General features: G+C 69.3%; 20 protein-coding genes, 1 tRNA gene and 1 other RNA gene. 17 read left to right on the top strand and 5 right to left on the bottom strand.

The window, feature by feature from the left end; all coding sequences use genetic code 11:
* Nucleotides 1-50: 50 nt before the first annotated feature.
* The 3 genes from AB0269_RS13920 to rplL all read left to right on the top strand — a co-directional run bounded on the left by AB0269_RS13920 (nucleotide 51) and on the right by rplL (nucleotide 3,035).
* Nucleotides 51-1,859 carry a glycoside hydrolase family 15 protein gene (locus tag AB0269_RS13920; RefSeq protein WP_366211846.1) on the top strand — a complete coding sequence of 603 codons (1,809 nt, stop codon included), beginning with the start codon at nucleotides 51-53 and terminating at the stop codon, nucleotides 1,857-1,859.
* A gap of 254 nt (nucleotides 1,860-2,113) precedes the next feature.
* A complete protein-coding gene (gene rplJ, locus AB0269_RS13915) occupies nucleotides 2,114-2,602 on the top strand; it encodes a 50S ribosomal protein L10 (protein WP_175985310.1) in 489 nt (162 codons plus the stop codon).
* A 49-nt stretch (nucleotides 2,603-2,651) separates the two neighbouring features.
* Entirely contained in the window at nucleotides 2,652-3,035 is a 384-nt protein-coding gene (gene rplL, locus AB0269_RS13910) for a 50S ribosomal protein L7/L12 (protein ID WP_175985313.1), read from the top strand.
* Nucleotides 3,036-3,098: 63 nt separating this feature from the next.
* On the opposite strand, the gene AB0269_RS13905 is transcribed toward rplL, so the two are convergent.
* Nucleotides 3,099-4,100 (bottom strand): LacI family DNA-binding transcriptional regulator, encoded by a 1,002-nt coding sequence (locus tag AB0269_RS13905; protein WP_366211845.1) that lies wholly within the window; start codon nucleotides 4,098-4,100, stop codon nucleotides 3,099-3,101.
* A gap of 267 nt (nucleotides 4,101-4,367) precedes the next feature.
* Here AB0269_RS13905 and AB0269_RS13900 point away from each other — a divergent pair, with 267 nt between their 5' ends.
* From AB0269_RS13900 to AB0269_RS13870, 7 genes are all read left to right on the top strand, one after another.
* The gene (locus AB0269_RS13900; RefSeq protein WP_366211844.1) at nucleotides 4,368-5,693 is read left to right on the top strand and encodes an ABC transporter substrate-binding protein; all 1,326 of its coding nucleotides are present in this window, start codon (nucleotides 4,368-4,370) and stop codon (nucleotides 5,691-5,693) included.
* 96 nt (nucleotides 5,694-5,789) lie between these two features.
* Entirely contained in the window at nucleotides 5,790-6,929 is a 1,140-nt protein-coding gene (locus AB0269_RS13895; RefSeq protein ID WP_366211843.1) for a sugar ABC transporter permease, read from the top strand.
* Nucleotides 6,926-7,882, top strand: coding sequence for a carbohydrate ABC transporter permease (locus AB0269_RS13890; RefSeq protein ID WP_366211842.1), 957 nt, complete (start codon nucleotides 6,926-6,928; stop codon nucleotides 7,880-7,882). Before AB0269_RS13895 ends, AB0269_RS13890 begins: the two co-directional genes overlap by 4 nt.
* Before the next feature lie 57 nt (nucleotides 7,883-7,939).
* Nucleotides 7,940-9,331, top strand: a complete 1,392-nt coding sequence (locus tag AB0269_RS13885; protein ID WP_366211841.1) for a cystathionine beta-synthase — start codon at nucleotides 7,940-7,942, stop codon at nucleotides 9,329-9,331.
* 52 nt (nucleotides 9,332-9,383) lie between these two features.
* Nucleotides 9,384-10,538 (top strand): cystathionine gamma-synthase, encoded by a 1,155-nt coding sequence (locus AB0269_RS13880; protein ID WP_366211840.1) that lies wholly within the window; start codon nucleotides 9,384-9,386, stop codon nucleotides 10,536-10,538.
* A 43-nt stretch (nucleotides 10,539-10,581) separates the two neighbouring features.
* Nucleotides 10,582-11,223 (top strand): phosphatase PAP2 family protein, encoded by a 642-nt coding sequence (locus AB0269_RS13875; protein WP_366211839.1) that lies wholly within the window; start codon nucleotides 10,582-10,584, stop codon nucleotides 11,221-11,223.
* Nucleotides 11,220-11,852, top strand: coding sequence for a GNAT family N-acetyltransferase (locus AB0269_RS13870; RefSeq protein WP_366211838.1), 633 nt, complete (start codon nucleotides 11,220-11,222; stop codon nucleotides 11,850-11,852). The genes AB0269_RS13875 and AB0269_RS13870 overlap by 4 nt, the downstream gene beginning before the upstream one ends.
* 41 nt (nucleotides 11,853-11,893) lie before the next feature.
* Here AB0269_RS13870 and AB0269_RS13865 read toward each other — a convergent pair.
* A tRNA-Ser gene (locus AB0269_RS13865) sits at nucleotides 11,894-11,981 on the bottom strand.
* An 87-nt stretch (nucleotides 11,982-12,068) separates the two neighbouring features.
* On the opposite strand from AB0269_RS13865, the gene AB0269_RS13860 reads away from it, so the two are divergent.
* Both AB0269_RS13860 and AB0269_RS13855 read left to right on the top strand, forming a co-directional pair.
* The gene (locus AB0269_RS13860) at nucleotides 12,069-13,295 is read left to right on the top strand and encodes an LCP family protein (protein WP_366211837.1); all 1,227 of its coding nucleotides are present in this window, start codon (nucleotides 12,069-12,071) and stop codon (nucleotides 13,293-13,295) included.
* A gap of 41 nt (nucleotides 13,296-13,336) precedes the next feature.
* Nucleotides 13,337-14,236 (top strand): rhodanese-related sulfurtransferase, encoded by a 900-nt coding sequence (locus tag AB0269_RS13855; protein ID WP_366211836.1) that lies wholly within the window; start codon nucleotides 13,337-13,339, stop codon nucleotides 14,234-14,236.
* A 70-nt stretch (nucleotides 14,237-14,306) separates the two neighbouring features.
* Here AB0269_RS13855 and AB0269_RS13850 read toward each other — a convergent pair whose 3' ends face one another.
* Genes AB0269_RS13850 through AB0269_RS13840 form a run of 3 tightly spaced genes read right to left on the bottom strand, consistent with a single transcriptional unit; the run spans nucleotide 14,307 to nucleotide 18,694 of the window.
* Nucleotides 14,307-16,511: a DUF3488 and transglutaminase-like domain-containing protein gene (locus AB0269_RS13850; protein WP_366211835.1), complete on the bottom strand. Its 2,205-nt coding sequence runs from the start codon at nucleotides 16,509-16,511 to the stop codon at nucleotides 14,307-14,309.
* Nucleotides 16,498-17,694 (bottom strand): DUF58 domain-containing protein, encoded by a 1,197-nt coding sequence (locus AB0269_RS13845; protein ID WP_366211834.1) that lies wholly within the window; start codon nucleotides 17,692-17,694, stop codon nucleotides 16,498-16,500. Before AB0269_RS13845 ends, AB0269_RS13850 begins: the two co-directional genes overlap by 14 nt.
* A 4-nt stretch (nucleotides 17,695-17,698) precedes the next feature.
* Nucleotides 17,699-18,694, bottom strand: a complete 996-nt coding sequence (locus tag AB0269_RS13840) for a MoxR family ATPase (RefSeq protein ID WP_366211833.1) — start codon at nucleotides 18,692-18,694, stop codon at nucleotides 17,699-17,701.
* A 104-nt stretch (nucleotides 18,695-18,798) separates the two neighbouring features.
* On the opposite strand from AB0269_RS13840, the gene ffs reads away from it, so the two are divergent.
* The 5 genes from ffs (at nucleotide 18,799) to AB0269_RS13815 (ending at nucleotide 23,523) form a co-directional block, all read left to right on the top strand.
* An RNA gene (ffs, locus tag AB0269_RS13835) (signal recognition particle sRNA small type) lies at nucleotides 18,799-18,895 on the top strand.
* Nucleotides 18,896-18,957: 62 nt separating this feature from the next.
* The gene (locus tag AB0269_RS13830) at nucleotides 18,958-19,557 is read left to right on the top strand and encodes a rhomboid family intramembrane serine protease (protein WP_366211832.1); all 600 of its coding nucleotides are present in this window, start codon (nucleotides 18,958-18,960) and stop codon (nucleotides 19,555-19,557) included.
* Nucleotides 19,554-20,147 (top strand): hypothetical protein, encoded by a 594-nt coding sequence (locus tag AB0269_RS13825; protein WP_366211831.1) that lies wholly within the window; start codon nucleotides 19,554-19,556, stop codon nucleotides 20,145-20,147. The genes AB0269_RS13830 and AB0269_RS13825 overlap by 4 nt, the downstream gene beginning before the upstream one ends.
* A 53-nt stretch (nucleotides 20,148-20,200) precedes the next feature.
* Nucleotides 20,201-22,303 (top strand): phosphate acetyltransferase, encoded by a 2,103-nt coding sequence (gene pta / locus AB0269_RS13820; RefSeq protein WP_366211830.1) that lies wholly within the window; start codon nucleotides 20,201-20,203, stop codon nucleotides 22,301-22,303.
* Nucleotides 22,300-23,523 carry an acetate kinase gene (locus tag AB0269_RS13815; RefSeq protein WP_366211829.1) on the top strand — a complete coding sequence of 408 codons (1,224 nt, stop codon included), beginning with the start codon at nucleotides 22,300-22,302 and terminating at the stop codon, nucleotides 23,521-23,523. The genes pta and AB0269_RS13815 overlap by 4 nt, the downstream gene beginning before the upstream one ends.
* Nucleotides 23,524-23,525 lie beyond the last annotated feature (2 nt).

Raw genomic sequence — 23,525 nt, 5'->3', positions numbered from 1 at the left:
CGCTAACCCGAGGTCGTGCGCCGCGGCCAGGGGCGTGCGAGAATCGGGCGATGCCGGCCCGAATCGAGGACTACGCGCTTCTCAGCGACTGCCGCACCGCGGCGCTCGTGTCCAGGGACGGGGCGATCGACTGGCTGTGTCTGCCGCGTTTCGACTCGCCGTCGATCTTCGGCGCGCTGCTGGGGGATGCGACGCACGGATGCTGGTCGCTGCGTCCGCTCGACGACACGGCGACCATGCAGCGGCGGTACCAGCCCGACACGTTCATCCTCGTGACGCGGTGGGAGACGCCCAGCGGCACGGCCGAGGTGCACGAGTTCCTGGCGATGACCGACGACCGAACCGACCTCGTGCGACGAGTCGTCGGGGTGCGGGGCACGGTCGAGTTCCGCACCGAACTGCGCATGCACTTCGACTACGCGCGGGCGCTGCCCTGGGTGCGGCAGCTCGGGCAGGAAGGAGCCCCGGCGCTGACCGCCACGGCAGGACCGGACGCGGTGACCGTCCGCGGCGTCGCGCTCGCGGCATCCGACCACGTGCACAGCGCCCACATCGCCGTCGCAGAGGGGGAGAACCGCGATCTCGTCCTCACGTGGCATCCCTCGTACGAGGCCGAACCGCCGCCGCTGGAGGTGGAGGACGCGATCGCACGGACGCGGGCCTGGTGGCAGGGCTGGGCGAGCCCGATCGACCGGGACGGCCCCTATCCGGATGCCGTCGTGCGATCGCTGCTGGTGCTGCGAGCGCTCACCCATCGCGACACCGGAGGCATCGTCGCGGCCGTGACGACATCCCTTCCCGAGCAGTTCGGCGGCTCCCGCAACTGGGACTACCGCTACGTCTGGCTGCGCGATGCCGCGCTCACGCTCGAGTCGCTGATCGCCCACGGATTCCTCGAGGAGGTCCACCACTGGCGCCGCTGGCTGCTGCGGGCTGTGGCGGGAGAACCCGCCGAGGTGCAGATCATGTACGGCATCGCGGGGGAACGCGACCTCGCCGAACGCGAGCTGGCGAGCCTCCCCGGTTATGACGGCGCGGCGCCGGTTCGGATCGGGAACGGGGCGGTCGGCCAGTACCAGGGCGATGTGCTGGGGGAGGTGCTCGTGGCGCTCGAGGCCGCCCGGCTCGCCGGCCTCGAGGAGTCGGCGTTCTCGTGGCCGCTGCAGCGGGCGCTGATCGAACGCGTGATGGCGGACCTCGACCGCAGGGACAACGGGATCTGGGAGATCCGCGGGCCTCTTCGCCTGTTCACGCACTCGCGTGTGATGATGTGGGCCGCTCTCGATCGGGGAGTGCGCGCCGTGCGCGAGCACGGCATGGACGGGGACGCGAACCGCTGGGAGGGTGCGCGCGACCGTCTGCGGGCCGAGATCGACCAGCGGGGCGTGAACGCCGACGGGTATTTCGTGCAGCACTACGAGACCGATGAGGTGGATGCGTCGCTGCTGACGCTGCCGCAGGTGGGCTTCTGCGACGCCGACGATCCCCGGATGCTCCGTACGGTCGAGCGGATGGAGCAGACGCTCCTGCGTGACGGGCTTCTGCTCCGGTACCGCACCTCCTCGGGGGTCGACGGCCTCGATGGTGCGGAGCATCCGTTCCTCGCCTGCAGCTTCTGGCTCGTCGAGCAGTACGCGGCCAGCGGCAGGGTCGTCGACGCCCGTGCGCTGATGGACCGGCTCGTCGCTCTGGTGAACGATGTCGGGATGCTCTCGGAGGAGTACGACGTGGGCGGCGCGCGGCAGGCGGGGAACATGCCGCAGGCGTTCTCGCACCTCGCGCTCGTCCGTGCCGCCGACGCGCTCGCCGGACACTCCGGTCGCGCCGCGCACCGGCGGGGAGGCGTGCGAGCCGGCTGACGACCGCGATTTGGGCGGAGGTCGGCCGGTGAGGTACAGTTGTCGTAACCGAAGACCGCTGGTCATCGTCGTGCGCGCAAGCGCAGGTCGATTGAAGCACTGCACTGCAGGGGCCCGCGCAGGGACATGATCGTTTCTCCAGGAAACTGGATTCCACGCTCCGTCGCTTGCGCCGGAGCGTTTCTGTTTGTATGCGGCGGTCCAGGTCGATGCTTCACGAACGTGAGGCATCCCGTACCCACCAAGGAGTGACCATGGCGCAGAAGGATGCATCGGTTGCCGAGCTCACGAAGTCATTCGAGAACTCGAACGCCGTCCTGCTGACCGAGTACCGCGGTCTGACGGTTGCCCAGCTCAAGGAGCTGCGCAACAGCATCCGTCAGGACGCTGAGTACGCCGTGGTGAAGAACACGCTGACCAAGATCGCGGCCAACAAGGCTGGGATCTCCGCGCTGGACGACGACCTCAAGGGTCCGTCGGCCGTCGCGTTCGTGCACGGCGACTTCGTCGCCACCGCGAAGGCTCTTCGTGATTTCGCCAAGGCCAACCCGCTTCTCGTGATCAAGGGCGGCGTTTTCGAGGGCAATGCCCTCACCGCCGACGAGGTCAACAAGTACGCCTCGCTCGAGAGCCGTGAGGTTCTGCTGGCGAAGGCTGCGGGCATGATGAAGGCGACGATGGGCAAGGCTGCCGCGACCATCGACGCGCTTCGCGAAAAGCTGGAGACCGCACAGGCCGCGTGAGCGACCCGCGATCTCGTTCCACAAACCCCACCAATCTAGGAGATACATCATGGCGAAGCTCACCACTGAGCAGCTGCTCGAGCAGTTTGCAGACCTGACCCTCGTCGAGCTCAGCGAGTTCGTGAAGGCGTTCGAGGAGAAGTTCGACGTCACCGCTGCTGCCCCCGTCGCCGTTGCCGGCGCCGGTGCTGCAGGCGGCGACGCCGCTGCCGAGGAGGAGAAGGACTCGTTCGACGTCATCCTCGAGGCTGCCGGCGACAAGAAGATCCAGGTCATCAAGGCTGTCCGCGAGCTCACCTCGCTCGGCCTCGGCGAGGCCAAGGCCGTCGTCGACGGTGCTCCCAAGGCCGTCCTCGAGGGCGCCAACAAGGAGACCGCTGACAAGGCGAAGGAGGCCCTGGAGGCCGCCGGCGCCACGGTTACCCTCAAGTAATCGCGTCTTCGACGAATGCCCCGGGCTCCGGCTCGGGGCATTCGTGCGTTCCGGCCCGGTGCCTCAGCGGGGTGCGGCGGTCGAGTTGCGCACGACGAGGGCGGATGCCGCGGTGATGTGCTCGTGGGCGGCATCCGGGTCCTCGAGGCCGCGCATGAGCATGCGCACGGCCTCGTGCCCCTGTTCGCGGGGCTGCTGCCGGATGGTCGTCAGCGCGAACATCGCGGCGTGCTGGTGGTCGTCGATGCCGATGACGCTGAGCGCAGTGGGCACGGCGATCCCGAGTCGGCGCGCGGCGATGACCGCGCCGATCGCGACTTCGTCGCACACCCCGACCACCGCGGTCGGGCGGGTCCGCCGATTGCCGAGCAGGTCGACCGCGGCATCGAATCCGCTCGGCATGGTTCCCGACGCAGGGCTCACCCGCACATTCTGCTGCAGGCCCGCGGCATCCATGGCCGCTCGGTATCCCGCCACGCGCCGCGCGTCGCCGAAGCTCGATGCGTCGCCTGCGCCGCCGCCGATGAAGGCGATGTCGGTGTGGCCGAGGTCGATCAGATGCTCGGTGGCGATGGCGGCGGCCGCAGCGTCGTCGATCGAGATGGCGTTCACCTCGTCGACGTAGGGTCCGACGCACACCACGGGTCTGCGGATGCGGAGCAACTGCGCCATCTCATACGCTCGGGGTTCGATCCCTGCGGCGATGATTCCGTCGTACCGGCGGCGGGGGAGGACGTCGTCGAAGATCGGCCGGCGGGAGTCGGAGTGCTCGGGGACGGCGAACAGGGCGAGGTCGTACCCTCGGTCGAGCAGTGCCTCCTGAGCTCCCGCCAGCAGTTCGGAGAAGAACCACCGCCCCAGCGCCGGTACGATGACGCCGACGGTCTGCGTGCGCCCGGTCGCAAGACTCGTCGCCGAGGAGTGCGCCGCGTACGACAGCGCCTGCGCAGCCGACTCGACCTTGTCCCGCGTCGCACGGGACACATATCCGCGTCCACTCAGTGCGCGGCTCGCCGTGGCCTTCGATACGCCGGCACGAGCGGCGACGTCCGCGATCGTGCTCATGCTGCCTCCTGACGAGCCGAGCGCCCCGATGCGCCCGTGCACAGCGTAGCGGTTCGGATCAGCGAAGGGAACCGGTTCCACACTGGATGCCGTGGTAGCGCTCCCATTCCCGACACCGAGCCGGATCCAATGGTTGCCAGCTTGTGATCTGCCCCCATTGTGCCGGGGCGTCGCGGGCCAGTATGTTGGGCCTGGAAGCGGTTCCCGATCCAGCGCCTGCGCGTGGTGGATCGCACAGGGGACGTGAACTCGAAGAGGAGAAATCACATGGCACAGTCACAGCGTTACCGGCGCCTGGCGCCGATCGCCCTGCTGGGGGCCGCGGGCATCGCCCTGGCGGGATGCGGCGCTCCGGGTGCACCGGAAGGCGGCGGAGACGGCGGCAACGAGGACGTCTCGGGCGAGACCGTCACCATCTACGGCACCATCGTCGACGGCGAGGCCGAACTCCTGCAGGAGTCCTGGGCGGACTTCGAAGAGGAGACCGGCATTGAGATCAAGTACGAGGGAAGCCAGGACTTCGAGGCTCAGCTCGGCACGCGCGCGCAGGGTGGCAACCCGCCGGACATCGCCATCTTCCCGCAGCCGGGCCTGCTCGCGGACTTCGCCTCGCGCGACTTCCTCAAGCCCGCTCCCGAGGAGGTTCAGCAGAACGCCAACGAGTACTGGACCGAGGACTGGGTGAACTACGGCACCGTCGGCGACACGTTCTACGGCGCCCCGCTGATGGCCAGCGTCAAGGGCTGGATCTGGTACTCGCCGACGAAGTTCGACGAATGGGGCGTCGAAGTTCCTCAGACGCTCGAGGAGCTCAACACGCTCACCGCCGATATCCAGGCCAAGAGCGGCTCGGCACCGTGGTGCGCCGGCTTCGAATCGGGCGTCGCGACCGGCTGGCCCGGTACCGACTGGATCGAGGACTACGTGCTCCGCCAGGCCGGCACCGACGTGTACGACCAGTGGGCGGCAGGCGAGGTCCCCTTCACCGACCCGCAGATCAAGCAGGCCTTCGACTCCGTCGGCGAGCTGCTGCTGAACCCGGACTACGTCAACGCGGGCTTCGGCGACGTGCGCTCGATCAACTCGACCGCGTTCGGCGACGTCGCACCGGCGATCGCGAGCGGCGAGTGCGCGCTCACCCACCAGGCGTCGTTCCTGTCGGGCTTCTTTCCCGAGGGGACGAACGTCGCCGAGGACGGCGACGTGTGGGCGTTCATCCTCCCCGGTGAGTCGGCGGGCGAGACCACCGTCACCGGCGGCGGCGAGATCGTCGGCGCGTTCAGCGACTCGGCGGCGACCCAGCAGGTGCTCGCGTACCTGTCCAGCCCCGAGTGGGCGAACAGCCGCGTGAGCCTGGGTGGCGTCACCTCGGCCAACAACGGGCTCGACCCGGCGAACGCCCAGGACCCGATCCTCCAGGAGACCATCAAGATCCTGCAGGACGAGGCGACCACGTTCCGCTTCGACGCGAGCGACCTGATGCCCAGCGCCGTCGGGGCCGGCACGTTCTGGAAGGGCATGGTCTCGTGGGTCAACGGCGACTCGACCGACGAGGTGCTCACGCAGATCGAGACCGGCTGGCCCAGCAGCTGATCCATCACCTGTGGAGGGCCGCCGCTGCGGCGGCCCTCCACAGGGAGCGCGCAGCATCGCGCGCGATGATCTGCTCCGCTTCGTGAAGGAGACCCCGTGAACGCGACTGTGTTCTTCGATTGGATCGGGCGGCTGCCGCCGGTCCTGCAGGCCGTGGCGGTGGTGATCGCGTTCGCGATCGTGGTCGCCGTGATCCTGCTGCTCGTGGACATCGCCCCGCGGAAGGGCCGGCTGTACACCGGCATCCGCCTGGCGATGTGCCTGCTCATCCCGCTCGCGGTGATGTGGTTCTTCAACTCCTACTACTGGGCGATGGGAGTCGCCGTCGTCGTCGGAGCCCTGTTCTTCCTGCTGGACTACCGCTCGCGCGACGGTGCCGGGTACCTGATCCAGCTCATCGCCTTCATGGCGCCGGCCATGCTCCTGCTGCTGGTCGGGCTCATCCTCCCGTCGATCCAGACGATCTACGCGTCGTTCTGGAACTCGACCGGCGACCGGTTCGTCGGTCTTACCAACTACGCGTGGATCTTCACCCAGTCCGAGGGGATCACCTCGGTGGTGAACACCGTGGTCTGGGTCCTCCTCGTCCCGACCGTGTCGACCATGGTCGGGCTGGCATACGCCGTGTTCATCGACCGGACCCGTGGGGAGAAGATCTACAAGGTCCTCGTCTTCATGCCGATGGCGATCTCGTTCGTCGGCGCGAGCATCATCTGGCGGTTCATGTACGCCTACCGCGGCCCCGAGTTCGAGCAGATCGGACTGCTCAACCAGATCATCGTCTGGTTCGGCGGGCAGCCGCAGCAGTTCCTGCTCGACGGGCCGTGGAACAACCTGGCCCTGATCGTAGTGCTGATCTGGGTGCAGACCGGATTCGCGATGGTCGTGCTCTCGGCGTCGATCAAGGGCGTTCCGACCGAGCTGCTCGAAGCCGCCGAACTCGACGGCGCCAACGCCTGGCAGCGGTTCCGGTCGGTGACGATCCCATCGATCCGACCCGCCCTCATCGTCGTGCTCACGACGATCTCGATCGCCTCATTGAAGGTCTTCGACATCGTCCGCACGATGACCGGCGGCAACTACGGCACGAGCGTTCTCGCGAACGAGATGTACACGCAGTTCACGAAGTTCGAGATAGGCCGCTCCGCGGCCCTGTCCGTGATCCTGTTCATCCTGGTGCTGCCGATCGTCATCTACAACGCGCGCCAGATCAAGAAGCAGCGGGAGGTGCGATGAGCGACACGATGAAGGCGCCCGCCGCCGAGACCATGACGATCACCACCGGTGGTCGGCTGGATGCATCGGCGGGGCGCGTCCGGAAGAAGCTCTCCCGTCCGTGGGCATCGGCGGCATCGATCGTCATCGCCGTTCTGTGGACGGTTCCGACGCTGGGACTGTTCATCTCGTCGCTGCGACCGCGAGATGCGATCGACTCGACCGGCTGGTGGACGATCTTCACCAACCCCGAGTTCACGCTCGACAACTACGCGGCCGTGCTCGAGTCGGGGACGACCCAGCTGACGATCCTCCAGTCGTTCGTCAACTCGATCGCGATCAGCATCCCCGCCACGGTCATCCCGCTGATGATCGCCGCGATGGCCGCCTACGCGTTCGCGTGGATCGACTTCAAGGGCCGCAACGCGCTGTTCATCTTCGTGTTCGCGCTGCAGATCGTTCCGATCCAGATGGCTCTCGTCCCGCTGCTGACGTCGTTCTCCCGCGGCATCAATCTGTTCGGCCTCCAGGTCACGCTCGGGCTGGACGCATCGCAGGGGTACGCGCAGGTGTGGATCGCGCACTCGATGTTCGCGCTGCCACTGGCCATCTACCTGCTGCACAACTTCATGTCCGAGATCCCGGGCGAGATCATCGAGGCAGCACGCGTGGACGGCGCGTCCCGCGGTCAGATCTTCTTCCGGATCGTGCTGCCGCTGACGATGCCGGCGATCGCATCCGTGGCGATCTTCCAGTTCCTGTGGGTGTGGAACGACCTGCTCGTCGCGCTCGTGTTCGCCGATGGGGCGGCTGCCCCGATCACGAAGGTTCTGGCCGAGATCACCGGCCGCGGTGAAGGCTGGTATCTGCTCACGGCCGGCGCGTTCGTGTCGATCATCGTTCCGCTGATCGTGTTCTTCGCCCTGCAGCGGTACTTCGTGCGGGGCCTGCTGGCGGGGTCGACGAAGGGGTAGCGGACGGGCAGCGGATGCCGACCGTAACGCGGCATCCGCTGCCCGTACCCTTGAGGCATGGACTACGCCGAGCACATCGTCGACCTCGTCGGCAACACGCCCCTCGTGAAGCTGCAGCACGTCACAGAGGGCGTGGAGTGCACCGTGCTCGTCAAGCTCGAGTACCTCAACCCCGGGGGGTCGGCGAAGGATCGCATCGCCCGGCGCATCATCGACGCGGCCGAGGAATCCGGCGACCTGAAGCCCGGCGGCACGATCGTCGAACCCACCAGCGGCAACACCGGCGTCGGCCTGGCCCTGGTGGCCCAGCAACGGGGTTACAAGTGCGTGTTCGTACTGCCGGACAAAGTCGGCGAGGACAAGATCGACGTGCTGCGCGCCTACGGCGCCGAGATCGTCATGACGCCCACGTCGGTCGCCCCCGACAGCCCCGAGTCCTACTACGCCGTCAGCGACCGCCTCGCCAGGGAGATCCCCGGCGCGTTCAAGCCGAACCAGTACGAGAACCCGAACGGACCGCGGAGCCACTACGAGACGACCGGACCCGAGATCTGGCGCGACACCGACGGCCGCATCACCCACTTCGTCGCGGGCGTCGGCACGGGCGGCACGATCACCGGGACGGGCCGCTATCTGCGCGACGTGTCGGACGACCGGGTGCGCATCGTCGGCATCGACCCCGAGGGAAGCGTGTACTCGGGCGGCACCGGGCGCCCGTACCTCGTCGAGGGCGTGGGCGAGGACATCTGGCCCGGAGCCTACGACCCGGCCGTTCCGCACGAGATCGTCGCGGTCGACGACGCCGAGTCGTTCGCGATGACGCGCCGGCTCGCCCGCGAGGAGGGGATCCTCGTCGGCGGGTCCAGCGGCATGGCCGTCGCCGGCGCGCTGCGCGTCGCCAAGGGCCTGCCTGCGGATGCTGTCATGGTCGTGCTGCTGCCGGACGGCGGTCGCGGGTACCTCGGCAAGATCTTCAACGACGCGTGGATGCGCTCCTACGGCTTCAGCGATGTCGAGCCCGGAGAAACCGTCGCCGACGTGCTCAGCACCCGGCGTGCGACCCTTCGACAGGCTCAGGGATCGACGGCGATCCCCGATCTCGTGCACGTCCACCCGAGTGAGACCGTGCACGACGCGATCGCCGTGATGACCGAGTACGGCGTCTCGCAGCTCGTCGTGCTCAGTGCGGAGCCGCCGGTGATGATGGGTGAGGTCGTCGGCACCGTGGACGAACGCGGTCTTCTCGACCTGCTCTTCCGCGGCGGAGCGAAGCCGACCGACGCGCTCGCGGATCACGTCGGCGAGCCGCTTCCGCTCATCGGCATCCATGCCTCCGTCGAGCAGGCGAGAGCGGCGCTCGCCGACGCCGATGCGCTGCTCGTCACCGTCGACGGACGCCCGCACACGGTGCTCACGCGGCAGGACCTCGTCGCTTATCTCGCACGCTGACTCCGGTCGTAACGCGGGAGCACAAGTTTCTCGCCGGACGTAGGCTGAAGGCATGTCCGATCACGCCTTCGCCACTCGCGCCATCCACGCCGGTCAAGAACCCGACCCGGTCACCGGAGCGATCATCCCGCCGATCTACCAGGCCTCCACGCACGTGCAGGACGGCATCGGCGGCTTCCGCGACGGCTACGAGTACAACCGCGCCGGCAACCCGACGCGCACCTCGCTCGAGACGCAGCTCGCAGCGCTCGAGGGCGGCATCAGGGCCCTGTCGTTCTCCTCGGGCCTCGCGGCCGAGGACGCGCTGCTGCGCGGCATCCTGAAGCCCGGTGATCATGTCGTGCTCGGCAACGACGTCTACGGCGGAACGTACCGGCTGCTGACCAAGGTGCACGCGGCATGGGGCATCGAGTCGACGATCGTCGAGCTCAGCGACGCCGATGCCCTGCGCGGAGCGCTGCGCCCCGAGACGAAGATTGTCTGGATCGAGACGCCCAGCAACCCGCTGCTGAAGGTCGTCGACATCGCGAAGACGGTCGAGATCGCCCACGCCGCCGGCGTCCTCGTCGTCGTCGACAACACGTTCGCGTCCCCGGCACTGCAGAACCCGCTCGCCCTCGGCGCCGACTTCGTCGTGCACTCGACCACGAAGTACCTCGGCGGGCATTCCGACGTGCTCGGCGGAGCGGTGATCTTCGGCGACGACCGATTCGTCGAGCCGGTGAAGTTCCAGCAGTTCGCCGTGGGCGCCGTCTCCGCTCCGCTCGACGGGTGGCTGACGACCCGCGGCATCAAGACCCTGGCGGTGCGGATGCGGCAGCACAGCGCCAACGCGCAGGCCATCGCCGAATGGGCGGCGGCTCGGCCGGAGTTCGAGACCGTGTACTACCCGGGGCTCGCCTCCCACCCCGGTCACGAGATCGCAGCGTCGCAGATGAGCGGTTTCGGCGGGATGCTGTCACTGGGCCTCGCCGGTGGTGCGGATGCGGCGCGCGCCTTCGCCGAGTCCACCGAGCTGTTCCAGCTCGCGGAGTCGCTCGGCGGCGTCGAGTCGCTGATCGGCTACCCGCCGGACATGACGCACGCATCCGTGCGCGGCACGGAGCTCGCCGTCCCCGAGAATGTCGTGCGTCTGTCGGTGGGGATCGAGGACATCGCGGATCTGATCGCCGACCTCGAGCAGGGTGTCGCTCGCTCCACACGCTGAGCGACATACCCCGCGTGCGCCCGGGATCGGGCACAATGGCCGGATGATGCGTCCGGTTCTGCTGTGGTGGGGGAGCGGTGCGCTCGTCGTCGCCGTCGTGCTCGGCGTCTTCGTGACCTGGGGCGGCGTCGGAGCCACGGCCGCGGACGTGGCGTGGAACACGCTGATGGGCGACATCCGCACCCCGGTCCTCCTCGACGTCGCGCACGTGCTCGACCGCCTCGGCGGTGGATGGGTCGCGAAGTACCTGATCCCGCTCGTGGTCATCGCGGCTCTGCTTCTGGCCCGGCGATGGCGGGCCGCCGTGTTCGCCGCCGCGACGATGCTGATCAGCGTGGCGGTCGTGCAACTGCTCAAGAGCGTGTTCGGGCGCGCCCGGCCGGAGGACATGCTGGTCCTGTCGGACTACGGTTCATTCCCGAGCGGGCATACGGCGAACGCGGCGACGCTCGCGACGCTCGCCGTCGTGCTGTTCCCGCGGTTGTGGGTGCTTATCGTCGCCGTCGCGTGGACGCTCGCTATGGCCCTGTCGCGAACTCTCGTCTCCGTGCACTGGCTCAGTGATACGGTCGGCGGGATGCTGGTGGGTGTCGGAGTCACGCTGGTGCTGGCGGGATTCGCGCTGACGTGGGCGCGCTCGCGCGGACGCGAGCCCAACCTGCCGGGGCGGGAGCCGCCTCGGTGATCGGCATCCGCCCCTATCGTTTCGAGGACCGCGAGGCTCTTGTCGAGGTCTGCGTCCGCACCGCGGATGCTGGGCAGGACGCCACCGGTCTGTTCGACGACGACGAGCTGTGGGGGCTGATCTTCGCCGTGCCGTACGTGGAGCGGCATCCCGATCTCGCCTGGGTCGTCGAATCGGGCGACGGGACCGTGGTCGGCTACATCGTGGCGACGGACGACACGGACGGCTTCGAGCGGTGGTTCCGCGATGAGTGGTGGCCGCGCTTCGCCGACCGGTTCCCCCGTCCGGCGGCGCCGCGCTCGCTCGAGGAGCGGATCATCGAACTCGCTTACGTGCGCGGCGTCGGGCTGGAACCGTACGCCGCCAAGTATCCCGCGCACCTGCACATCGATCTGCTGCCCGAGGCACAGGGGCAGGGGACGGGGCGCCGGCTCATCCAGACGCTGTTCGCCGAACTGCGTCGCCGCGGCGTGCCGGGTCTGCACCTGGGCATGGACCCGGCGAACACGGCAGCGGCGGCGTTCTACGAGCGGATCGGGATGCAGCGGCTCCCCGCCGAGCAGGGCACGCTGGTCTACGGCATCCGACTCGCTGCGCTCGTGCCTCCCGAATCCCCAGCACTGGATTAACGAATGAAGGACCCCCGCTGCGCGGAGGCCCTTCATTCGTCTGGCGGTGACGGCGGGATTCGAACCCGCGGTTGCTTGCACAACACACGCTTTCCAAGCGTGCTCCTTCGGCCGCTCGGACACGTCACCAGGGAACAACCTGAACAGTCTAGCCGATCGTGTCGGGCACCCGTGACGCTCCCAGGCTCGCTCTGGCCGCCCGGATAGGCTGACCGCATGAATCGGCAGTCGCCTCGACGCACGACCGCGCGCCACGGACAGCAGAAGCCATCCCGGGGGCGTCGGCTGCTCAAGGCGCTCGGGATCGGTCTCGCCGTCGTGCTCGTCGCGGCGATCGGCGTGACCGCATGGCTGTACATCGACCTCAGCGGCACCTTCGGCGAGGACGCCGTCGAGCTGCAGGGCGAGCAGCCGCCGGCCTTCTCGGAATTCGAGGGCAGCGCGAACATCCTCATCGCCGGCACCGACAACTGCGAACCCGAGTACGCGGCCCAGTTCGGCGACCGCTGCACCGACGCCGAAGACGGCGTCCGCAGCGACGTGCTCATGGTCGTCCACATCTCCGAGCCCCCGCGCAGGGTCACGGTCGTGAGCTTCCCGCGCGACCTGCTCGTGGACATCCCCTCCTGCACGGACGCGAACGGCAACCAGACGTACGAGGCGTACGGGCAGATGATCAACTCGGCGTTCGGCACCGGAGGCCTGGCCTGCTCGGTGGCGACGGTCGAGAACCTCACCGGGCTCGACATCGGGTACGCGGCATCCATCAACTGGGGTGGTGTGATCGACGTCACCAACGCGATCGGCGGCGTCGAGGTGTGCCTGGCGACGCCCATGAAGGATGCCGATTCCGGCATCGACCTGCCCGCGGGCACCCACGAGCTCAAGGGTGCCGAGGCGCTCGCGTTCCTGCGCGCCCGCAAATCGACGACCGACGGCAGCGACACCGCGCGCATCGGCAACCAGCAGCTGTACATGTCGAGCCTCGTTCGGAAGATCACCAGCGAGCAGGTGCTCAGCGACCCGGCGCTGCTGCTGCGACTCGCCAGGACGATCCTCTCGGCCGTCGACCCGAGTACGAGCCTGACCAACCCGGTCACGCTGGCGCAGATGGGGCTCGCGCTGAAGGACATCCCGATCAGCGACTACGTCTTCGTGCAGTACCCCGCGACGACCTCCGTCGTCGACGCCAACCGGCTCGACCCGCTGCCCGACGCGGCCGCAGCCCTCTTCGACGCGCTCGAGAAGAACGAGCCGCTGGCGCTCGCCGACGAGGGCGGCGAGACTCCGGATCCCGAGACGCCCGCCCCGGAGACCCCCGAGACGGGCACGCCGGCGCCCACGGCATCCGCGACGCCCGACCAGGAGCCCGTCACCTTGCCGGGCGAGGTGACCGGCACCACCGGCGACACCGAGGGATGCGCGGCCGGCCGCGTGTACTGAGCTCGAAGCGGGCCCGGAGCCGCGCCGCCTACAATCTCCAGGTGAGCACACCCAAGATCGTCCTGTTCTACGTCTTCGCGCCCCTCGCCGACCCCGACGCGATCCGGGTGTGGCAGCGCGACCTCGGCGAGGCGCTCGGACTCCGCGGTCGTGTGCTCATCTCGCAGCACGGCATCAACGGCACGCTCGGCGGCGACCTCCGTGCGTTGAAGAAATGGGCGCGCTCGTTCCGCTCCTACGACCCGTTCAAGACCGTGGATCTCAAGTGGAGCGAGGGGACCGGGCTCGACGCCGACGGCCTCAGCATCGACTTCCCGAAGCTCAGCGTGAAGGTGCGCCATGAGATCGTCTCGTTCGGCGCGCCCGACGAGCTCCGTGTCGACGAGAACGGTGTCGTCGGAGGCGGCATTCGCCTCTCGCCCGAGAGCCTCCACGACCTCGTCGAGTCGCGCGACGACGTCGTCTTCTTCGACGGCCGCAACGCGCTCGAGGCCGAGATCGGCCGGTTCCGCGGCGCGGTCGTCCCCGACGTCGAGACGACCCGCGACTTCGTGCGGCTTCTCGACTCCGGCGCGTACGACGATCTCAAGGGCAAGCCGGTGGTCACGTACTGCACGGGCGGTATCCGTTGCGAGGTGCTCTCGAGTCTCATGGTCTCGCGCGGGTTCGGCGAGGTGTACCAGCTCGACGGCGGGATCGTCCGCTACGGCGAGGAGTACGGGGACGACGGGCTGTGGGAGGGGTCGCTGTACGTGTTCGACAAGCGCGGCTCGGTCGACTTCAGCGATCACGCGGCCGTCGTCGGGGTGTGCGCCGGATGCGGAGACGCGACCAAGCGCACCGCGAACTGCCCGGATGCATCGTGCCGGAGGCAGTTCGTCGTCTGCGAGCAGTGCGATGCGGTGCCGTGCGAAGAGCACGGTGCCGTTTCGACTCGCTGACGCTCGCTCAACGCGTTTCGTCTTCGGCGGCTGCGCCGCCTGCGCTCAACGACCCGCAGAGGATGACACCTCAGCGATCCCGCGTGGCGACGAGCGAGCGGGGGAGCAGGCGCGCGGTGACGCGGTCGCGCACGTCGACGCTCCGCCGGAGCTGCGCCGTCACCCGGCGAACAGACCGTGAGAGATCCCCGGTCGCGGTCGCGACCCTGGCGTAGCTCGATCGCTCCACGGCATCCACGAGCGCGTCGACCGCCGCCGGATCGGCGCCGCGCTCGACGAGCGCCGCGCCGCGCGTGCGCGGAGTGTCGGCATCCGACACCGAGACGCCCAGGTCGACGAGCGTCGCGCGCACCTCCTGCCAGGCCGCCGCCGCGTCGCCGCGTCGAGCGCGTCCGGCGCGCGCGGCGCCGACGCCGAGGCGCACGAGCATGGGCACGAGCAGCACGAACAGGATGCCGGCGCCGACGAGGACGACCGGACCCGGGTCCACGCGCCGGAGCGAGTCACCACCCGGCGTCTGCGACGCCCCCGGGTCCTGCTCGGCGCGCGGATCGGTCGACGGTCCGCTCGAGGGCGTCGCCGACGGCTCCGGCAGCGTCGGGTCCGACACCGAACCGCCCCCCGTGTTCGCGGGGAGGAAGCCGGTCGGGTTGCCGAGCGACGCGGTCGGCTCGAACGGGACCCAGCCGATGCCGGCGAAGTGCACCTCGGGCCAGGCGTGCAGCTGATCGCTGCTGACCGTGTAGATCGTCTCGTCGCCGCGCTTCTCGTCGGTCATCGATCCGGGCAGGTAGCCGACGACGATCCGCACCTGCATGTCGAGGGCTTCGGCCATGAGCGCGAATGCCCCGGAGAAGTGGATGCAGTACCCCGAGCGGACCTGCAGGAACTCCTCGACGGCATCCGTTCCCGTCCCGTCGAAGTCGCCGTCGACGGGGGCGTCGAGCGAGTAGGTGAACTCGGAGCGGAACCAGCTCTGCATCGCGATGAGCCGGTCGTAGTCGTTGGTGGCGCCGGAGGTCACCTCGCGGGCCGTCTCGGCGATGAAGTCAGGAACCTCGACGTCCGCCGGTGTGGCCCGGGTGGCCTGGATCTGCTCGAGCGTCGGGGCGACGACCTCGGAGGTGACGGTGTAGTCCTCGTCGGCGGCATCCCTGATGGCCGAGGTCACGGTGCGGTTGTCGGGCATGATCTGCCACCCGGATGCCATGCCGACGATCTTCGTGGCCGCGTACGGAACGGGCAGCCATGATCCGGAGATCCCCGTGATCCGGATCGACGTGCGGCTCTGCACCGTCTCGATCTGCTCGGTCCAGTCGGGGTCGCCGAAACCGTCGGTCACCGCTTGCACGTCGCCGTCGTCCGGCGACCAGGTCGAGCCGTCGAACTCGGACAGGCTGGCGATCCGCAGATAGGGGGCGGATGCCGCGCTCGTGGCCAGTGTCATCACCGTGAAGGGAGTTGGGCGGCGCAGGTCCTCGCCGAGACGCAACGACGGATCGAGCTGGGTGCTCGTGCCGACACCCACCCAGGTCGACGAGATCGGGAGCACCGGGGTGACGACGAGTGCGGCGGCGATCGCCGCGGCGCCCGTGGTGACGGCGAGACCCACGGATGCGCGTCGCGGATGCCGCTCGTCGTGGCGGACGCTGTGCCGCAGCAGGAACAGCGAGATGACCGCGAGCATGACGAACCACGGCACGTTCGCATCGCCGAGCGTGACGATCATCGGGATCGCGCCGATCGCGGTGATCAGGATGATCGCGGGCAGCGCGTAGCGCGCCGAGATGAGCTGATCGAGCAGGATCGTGGCGAGCGCGAAGCCGACGGCGAGCACGGCGCGCAGCGCTGGGGTGTCGGCGAGCGGAGCGGTGCCGAACCGGACCTCGTCGAGGGCCTGGACGGCGAGACGCCCGAATGCGGAGACGGTCGTGCCTGTGGGGATGATGCCGAGCAGTGCGCCCTGCGGCACCAGCAGCAGCGTGAGCGCACCTGCACCGACGACCAGCTGCGCGAGGATCGGCAGTGCTCCGTCGGCGAATCGGCCGCCGCGGATCAGCCGGACGAGCATGCCCGTCGCCACGATGACGACGATCACCGTCACGCTCAGGATCGACCAGGGCCCGGCGACGACGACGGAGGTGTACGGCCACAGCAGCACGATCGCGGCGCAGGCGGACAGGAGGGCGGCGGCGAGCGTGCGGTCGCGGCGCAGCATCCGTCGCTCATAGTCGACCGCCGTGCGACCGGCCGCGCGGGGCTCAGCGCGGAACATGCCCACCCCCGGGTGCCACGTGGCCGGCGATGGCGTCATCCCACGCGGCCGAGACGTCGTCGAGCTCGCCGGTGTACCAGCCCGTGGCCGCAGCGGCTTCCAGTGCGCCGGGCAGGGGCTCGGCGGCGAGGAGGATCGGGGTCCCCGCGCCGCCGTGGCGGAGCAGGGCGGCATCCTCTTCGTCGATCCGGCCGGTGATCATCACGAGCGGGCCGGGGGGCGTCCCGTCGAAGAGCGAGACGAGGTCGCGCGTCTCGCCCTGCGGCGTCACCATCGCGAGGGCGACGAGAAGGGAGTCCCGGTCGTCCTCCTGGCCGCGCAGTGTTCCCAGGGTGCTCCCCGCGGAGTCCCGCACGTCGACGCTGTACCCCTCCTGCACCAGGTGCAGGGCGGTCGAGGCGCAGGCGGAGACGGCCGCCTCGAAACCGGGGTCGACCTGGTCCGAGTGCGGGGCCCAGCGCCGGCTGGCGCGGTCGAGGACGACGACCGCGCCGGGGCTGGACTCCTCCTCTTCCTGGCGCACCATGAGGTCGCCGCGATGGGCGGTGGCGCGCCAGTGGATGCGCCGCATGGAGTCGCCGGAGACATAGAGCCGCGGAGACAGGTTGTCGCTGCCCTGGCCGAGCCGTGCGGATGCCGTGTGTGCGGTGCCGCCTGCAGCGCCGGTGTCTCCGCTCAGCGGCGCCAGCGGCACGACCTCGGGGACGACCGTCACCGTTCGGGTGTCGCCGAAGTCCTGCAGGCGCTGTGCGAAGCCGAACGGGTCGATCGTGCGCAGCGACAGCGGGCCGACGGCCCAGACGCCGCGTCGCACTCCAGTCATCGTGTAGCGGATGCTCGTGCCGTTGTCGGTGGGGAAGTCGCCCTCCGCGTCACCGGTGACGGCGTCCGGCAGCTCGTCGCGCCAGGTGCCGAAGGGCACCCGCAGCGCGCGAAGATCGAACCGCACGGCGACCTGCGACGTCTCGCCGACAGTGAGGAGGTCGGTCGAGATGCGCCGGGTGACCGAGCCACCTCGTCGCGGCACGTGCACGACGAGGATGCCGAGCACGAGGAGCGCGAACAGCAGCACGGCGACGTACAGCAGGACGGGCGCCGCCAGCAGGTTCGCGGCGATCGCCAGCAGGATGCCCGTCAGCAGCGCGGCGAGGCCGCGCGCGGTCAGGGGTCTGCGCGATCGCATGTCGTCAGGCTCGGGCGGTCAGCGGCACGCGCACGCGGTCCACGATCTGGCGCAGCGCCGCCTCGACCGGTTGCGCACCCGCCCTGTGCACGCCGCGGGCCGGGAGCAGACGGTGGGCGAAGACCGGGATGATGAGGGCGGTGAGGTCGTCGGGGATGACGAACTCGCGTCCGTCCAGCGCCGCCCACACCTTCGCCGCGCGCACGAGCTGCAGCGTCGCCCGCGGACTCGCACCGAGGTGCAGGCTCGGGTCGTTGCGGGTCGCCTGGGCGAGGGCGACGGCGTACTCCTCGACGGCCGGGGAGACGTGCACGGAGCGCGCCCATCCGATCATGCGGGTGATGGTGTCGGCATCCGCCACGGGTCGGATCGAGGAGAGCGGGTTCACGCTGTCGCGCTGACGGAGCATGAGGGCTTCGGCGGCGGCATCCGGGTATCCCATCGAGATGCGCATCATGAACCGGTCGCGCTGCGCCTCGGGCAGCGCGTAGGTGCCCTCCATCTCGAGGGGGTTCTGGGTGGCGACGACGAGGAACGGGTCGGGGAGCAGGTGCGTGCGTCCGTCGACGGTGACCTGACCCTCCTCCATCGCCTCCAGGAGCGCCGACTGCGTCTTGGGCGAGGACCTGTTGATCTCGTCGGCCAGCACGATCTGGGCGAACACGGCGCCCGGCTTGAACTCGAACTCGCGGTCGACGGGGTTGTAGACGCTCACGCCCGTCACGTCGCCCGGCAGGAGGTCGGGGGTGAACTGGATGCGGCGGACCGTGGCGTCCACGCTCGCGGCCAGCGCGCGCGCCAGCATCGTCTTGCCGACGCCGGGCACGTCTTCGATGAGCAGGTGCCCTTCGGCGAGCAGGCACACCAGCGCGCTGCGCACGGCGTCTTCCTTGCCGTCGATCACCTCGCTGATGGATGCCAGGATCGCCGAGGTGTGCGTCGCGAACTGCTCGGCGGTGATCGGGCGCTCTGCGCCGTCGAACGGGTCGGGATCGTCCATGCGCTGCCTTTCGCCCGCCGTCGGGTGTCCCTCCGATCGTATCCCGGCGCGCGGCCCGAGGGGCCGACGGTTTTTCGGGCCGCGCCTGAGCAGGTAGACTGGCCTGCGGCTCTCCGCGTGGCGGCATCCAGGCCAATTCCCCCAGGACGGAAACGTAGCAAGGGTAACCGGGCTCTGCTGGGTGCGCGGAGGGTCCTTTCTCTTTTCCGGACGCCTTTCGCGGACTCCGCGCGGGCCACAGGTTCGCCTGCGAGGATCGACGTGTGACCACTTCTGCTCGCCCGCAGCGCTCTGCCGCCTCCCGGTTCGCCTCGCCCGTGCTGCTGGTCGCGCTGATGTGGGCGATCCAGTTCGCCGACGCGGTCCTGCCCGGTTCGTTCACCGGCTTCGGTCTGCGCTCGTGGGATCTCGGGAGTCTGCCCGGTCTCGTGCTCGGGCCGCTGCTGCACGCGAGCTGGGCGCACCTGATCGGCAACACGCTGCCGCTGCTCGTGCTCGGCTGCCTGGTCGCCGTCGAGGGAGCGGGGCGGTTCTGGCTCGTCACGGCGGTGGCAGCCCTTGTCGGTGGGGCCGGCACCTGGCTCGTCAACGCTCCGGGAACGCTGACGGTCGGCGCCAGCGTGCTCGTGTTCGGCTACTTCGCGTACGTCGTCGTCCGCGTGTTCTCGCCGCGGCCGATCGCGCACCGGCTCGTCTACGCGCTCATCGCGCTGGTGGTCATCGTCCTGTACGGCGGATCGATGCTCGCCGGAATCATCGGCGCAGGACCCGGGGTGTCGTGGCAGGCGCACCTGTTCGGGGCGGTCGGGGGCGGCGCCGCGGCTCTCGCGGGAGCACGCGGGGGCGGGGCCCGGTCCGCGTGAGTGGGCGGACGAAGCGCCGGCGCGCAAAGCGTCTGCTGCCCGGCATCCTCATCGGCGTGCTCGCGTTCGCAGCGCTGCTGGCCGTGCTCATCCCGATGGCGTCCTCGCGCGACCCGCTGTCGCTGTGCGCTGCTCAGCCGTCGACCTTCCCGGAATCGGGCGGGGGCGGATGGGACCGGGAGCAGCTCGAGAACGCGGCAATCATCGTCACGACCGCACGCGATCGCGGGTTCGAACGCGACGGTCAGATCCTCGGAATCATGGCCGCGATCGGCGAGAGCAGCCTGCACAACATCGACTACGGCGACTGGGAGACCTCGGGCGTCACGAACCCGGACGGCAGCCGCACCAGCAGCATCGGCCTGTTCCAGCAGCAGGACTGGTGGGGGAGCATCGAGGAGCGCATGGACCCGGCCACATCCGCCGGGCTCTTCTACGCGCGCCTCGGCCGTCTCGCCGGATGGAAGGACCTCGAGCCGACCATCGCGATCCACCGCGTGCAGATCAACGCCGACCCGCAGCACTACGCCCGTTTCGAGGGGCGCGCCGCCGAACTCGTCGATGCGCTGTCCGGGCCGTGTCCGGGGTAGCGCACAGGGCGGCACTCTGTCGGGCCACAGCATCCGCGTCCTAAGCTGGATGCGTGGCGCGGAGCATCTACATCACCTCGGCCGAAGGCCATTCCGGCAAATCCACCATCGCTCTGGGAGTCCTCGACGCCCTGATGCGTGTGTCACCCCGCGTCGGCGTGTTCCGGCCGATCGCCCGATCCGTCGACGAACGCGACGAAGTGCTCGAACTCATGCTCGCCCACGACGGTGTGAATCTCGACTACGACGACTGCGTCGGCGTCACCTATGACGACGTGCGCGCGAATCCGGATGCGGCGCTCGCCACGATCGTCGATCGCTTCAAGTCGGTCGAATCCCGCTGTGACGCGGTCGTCATCCTCGGCAGCGACTACACGGATGTCGCCAGCCCCGCAGAGCTCGGCTACAACGCGCGCATCGCGGCGAACCTCGCCGCCCCCGTGCTGCTGGTGCTGTCCGGCCGCGACCAGCAGAACCGGGCCGAGCAGCTCGGCACGACGACCCCGCGCACGCCGGCGCAGATCGCGCAGATCGCCGCGCTCGCGGTCGCCGAACTCACGGCGGAGCGCGCCGAGCTGTTCGCGGTGATCGTCAACCGCGCTGACCCCGACGCTCTGCAGCAGACGATCGAGGCCGTGCACACGGAGCGGACACCCGTGTGGGCAGTGCCTGAGGATCGCGCCCTGGTCGCCCCGTCGATGCGCGACATCGTCGACGCTGTGGACGGACGCCTCATCAAAGGCGACAACGACCTGCTCGATCGCGAGGCGTACGACGTCGTCATCTCGGGCATGTCCATGGTCAACGTGCTGCCGCGCATCACCGAACGCGCGGTGCTCGTGATCGCCGCCGACCGCACCGAGGTGCTTCTCGCCGCCCTGCTGGCATCGGCATCCGGGACGTTCCCTGAGGTCGCGGGCATCGTGCTCAACGGCCCGTTCGAGCTGCCGGAGCCGATCGTGACGCTCCTGGACGGATTCGATGTGAACCTCCCGATCATCGCGACCGACCTCGGCACCTTCGACACCGCAGCCCGCATCATGGGCACGCGCGGGAAGATCGCAGCATCCGACCGCCGCTACGACGCGGCGCTCGGTCTGTTCCAGACCCACGTCGACATCACCGAGCTGACGATCGAGATGGGGCTCGCCGAGTCGTCCGTAGTCACGCCGCTCATGTTCCAGTACGGGCTCATCGAGCGCGCCCGCGCCGACCGCAAGCGCATCGTGCTGCCCGAGGGCGACGACGACCGCATCCTGCGCGCCGCCGCGATCCTGCTCGCGCGCGACGTCGCCGACCTGACCGTTCTCGGCGACGAGGCTGAGATCAGGGCGCGCGGAACATCGCTCGGCATCGACTTGTCGGCGGCTCAGATCATCAGCCCGACCGATCCGGAGCACGTCGAGCGGTTCGCGCAGGAGTACGCGCGGCTGCGCGCCCACAAGGGCGTCACGATCGGCCAGGCCGCCGACACCGTCACCGACGTGTCCTACTTCGGCACGATGATGGTGCACCTCGGCCTCGCCGACGGCATGGTCTCGGGCGCCGCGCACACCACGGCGCACACGATCCGGCCCTCGTTCGAGATCATCAAGACGAAGCCGGGGGTGGATGTCGTCTCCAGCGTCTTCCTCATGGCGCTCGCCGACCGCGTTCTCGTCTACGGCGACTGCGCCGTCATCCCCGACCCGACCAGCGCCCAGCTCGCCGACATCGCCGTCTCGTCGGCGCAGACGGCCCAGCAGTTCGGCATCGACCCGCGCATCGCGATGCTCTCGTACTCGACGGGGGAGTCCGGCTCCGGCGCCGACGTCGACAAGGTCCGCGCAGCCACCGCGCTCGTGCGCGAGCGCGCCCCCGAACTGCTGGTGGAGGGACCGATCCAGTACGACGCGGCCGCCGATGCCGCCGTCGCGAAGGCGAAGCTGCCCGATTCGGCCGTCGCCGGGCGCGCGACCGTGTTCATCTTCCCCGACCTCAACACCGGCAACAACACCTACAAGGCCGTACAGCGATCGGCCGGCGCCGTCGCGATCGGACCGGTGCTGCAGGGCCTGAACAAGCCCATCAACGACCTGTCCCGCGGGGCCCTGGTCGACGACATCGTCAACACCGTGGCGATCACCGCGATCCAGGCCCAGGGAGGTGCCGCGTGAGCATCGTCCTCGTCATCAACAGCGGCTCGTCGTCGCTGAAGTACAGCCTCATGGACATGGCGCGCGAAGTGCCGCTCGCCGAGGGCCTCATCGAGCGCATCGGCCAGGAGACCGGCGAGATCTCCCACACCGTGCGTCGGGTGGCGGATGCCGGCGAGCCGGCTCCCGCGATGCTGGATGCCACGCACCGGACCCAGCGGCCCGTTGCCGACCACGACGAAGCCGTTCAGGTGATGCTCCACCAGTTCTCGGAGCACGGACCGCAGCTCGGCGAGCATCCGCCGGTCGCCGTCGGCCACCGCGTCGTCCACGGCGGGGCGCGCTTCTTCGCACCAACGCTCATCGACGACCTCGTCGAGATCAACATCGAGGACCTCTCGGTGCTCGCGCCCCTGCACAACCCCGGTGCCGTCGCCGGCATCCGTGCCGGCAGGCGGGCGTTCCCGAGCGTCCCGCATGTCGCGGTCTTCGACACAGCCTTCCACCAGACGCTGCCGCCGGCCGCGTACACCTATGCGATCGACCGGAAGATCGCCGAGCGGCACCGCATCCGCCGGTACGGGTTCCACGGGACCAGCCATAAGTACGTCTCGGAGCAGGCGGCGGCGTTCGTCGACCGGCCGCTGGACGAGCTCAAGCAGATCGTCTTCCACCTCGGCAACGGCGCATCCGTCACCGCCGTCGACGGCGGGCGATCGGTCGAGACGTCGATGGGCATGACGCCGCTCGAAGGCCTCGTCATGGGCACCCGATCGGGAGACATCGACCCGGCCGTCGTGCTGCACCTCGGCCGCGTCGCGGAGCTCGCAGGCAGTGAGATCGACACGCTGCTGAACAAGCAGAGCGGGATGCTGGGACTCGCCGGCCGCATCGACATGCGCGACATCCTCGCCGGTGTCGAGGCGGGCGAAGAGGCAGCGACCCTCGCCTTCGACGTGTACATCCACCGTCTCCGCGCCTACGCCGGGGCGTACATCGCCCAGCTCGGCGGCGTCGATGTGATCTCCTTCACCGCAGGCGTCGGCGAGAACGCGGCACGGGTCAGGGCCGAAGCGCTCGCGACCCTCGGATTCCTCGGCATCCGGATCGACCACGATCGCAACGAGCGACGGGAGCCCGGCATCCGCCGCATCTCCACGGATGCCTCGACGGTCGACGTCCTCGTCGTGCCGACCGACGAAGAGCTCGAGATCGCCCGTCAGGCGCTCAGTCTGACATGATC

This window comes from Microbacterium sp. NPDC077644 (assembly GCF_040702785.1).
In the GTDB taxonomy this organism is placed as follows: Bacteria; Actinomycetota; Actinomycetes; order Actinomycetales; family Microbacteriaceae; genus Microbacterium.
This window is presented reverse-complemented; position numbering and strand designations above follow the sequence as displayed.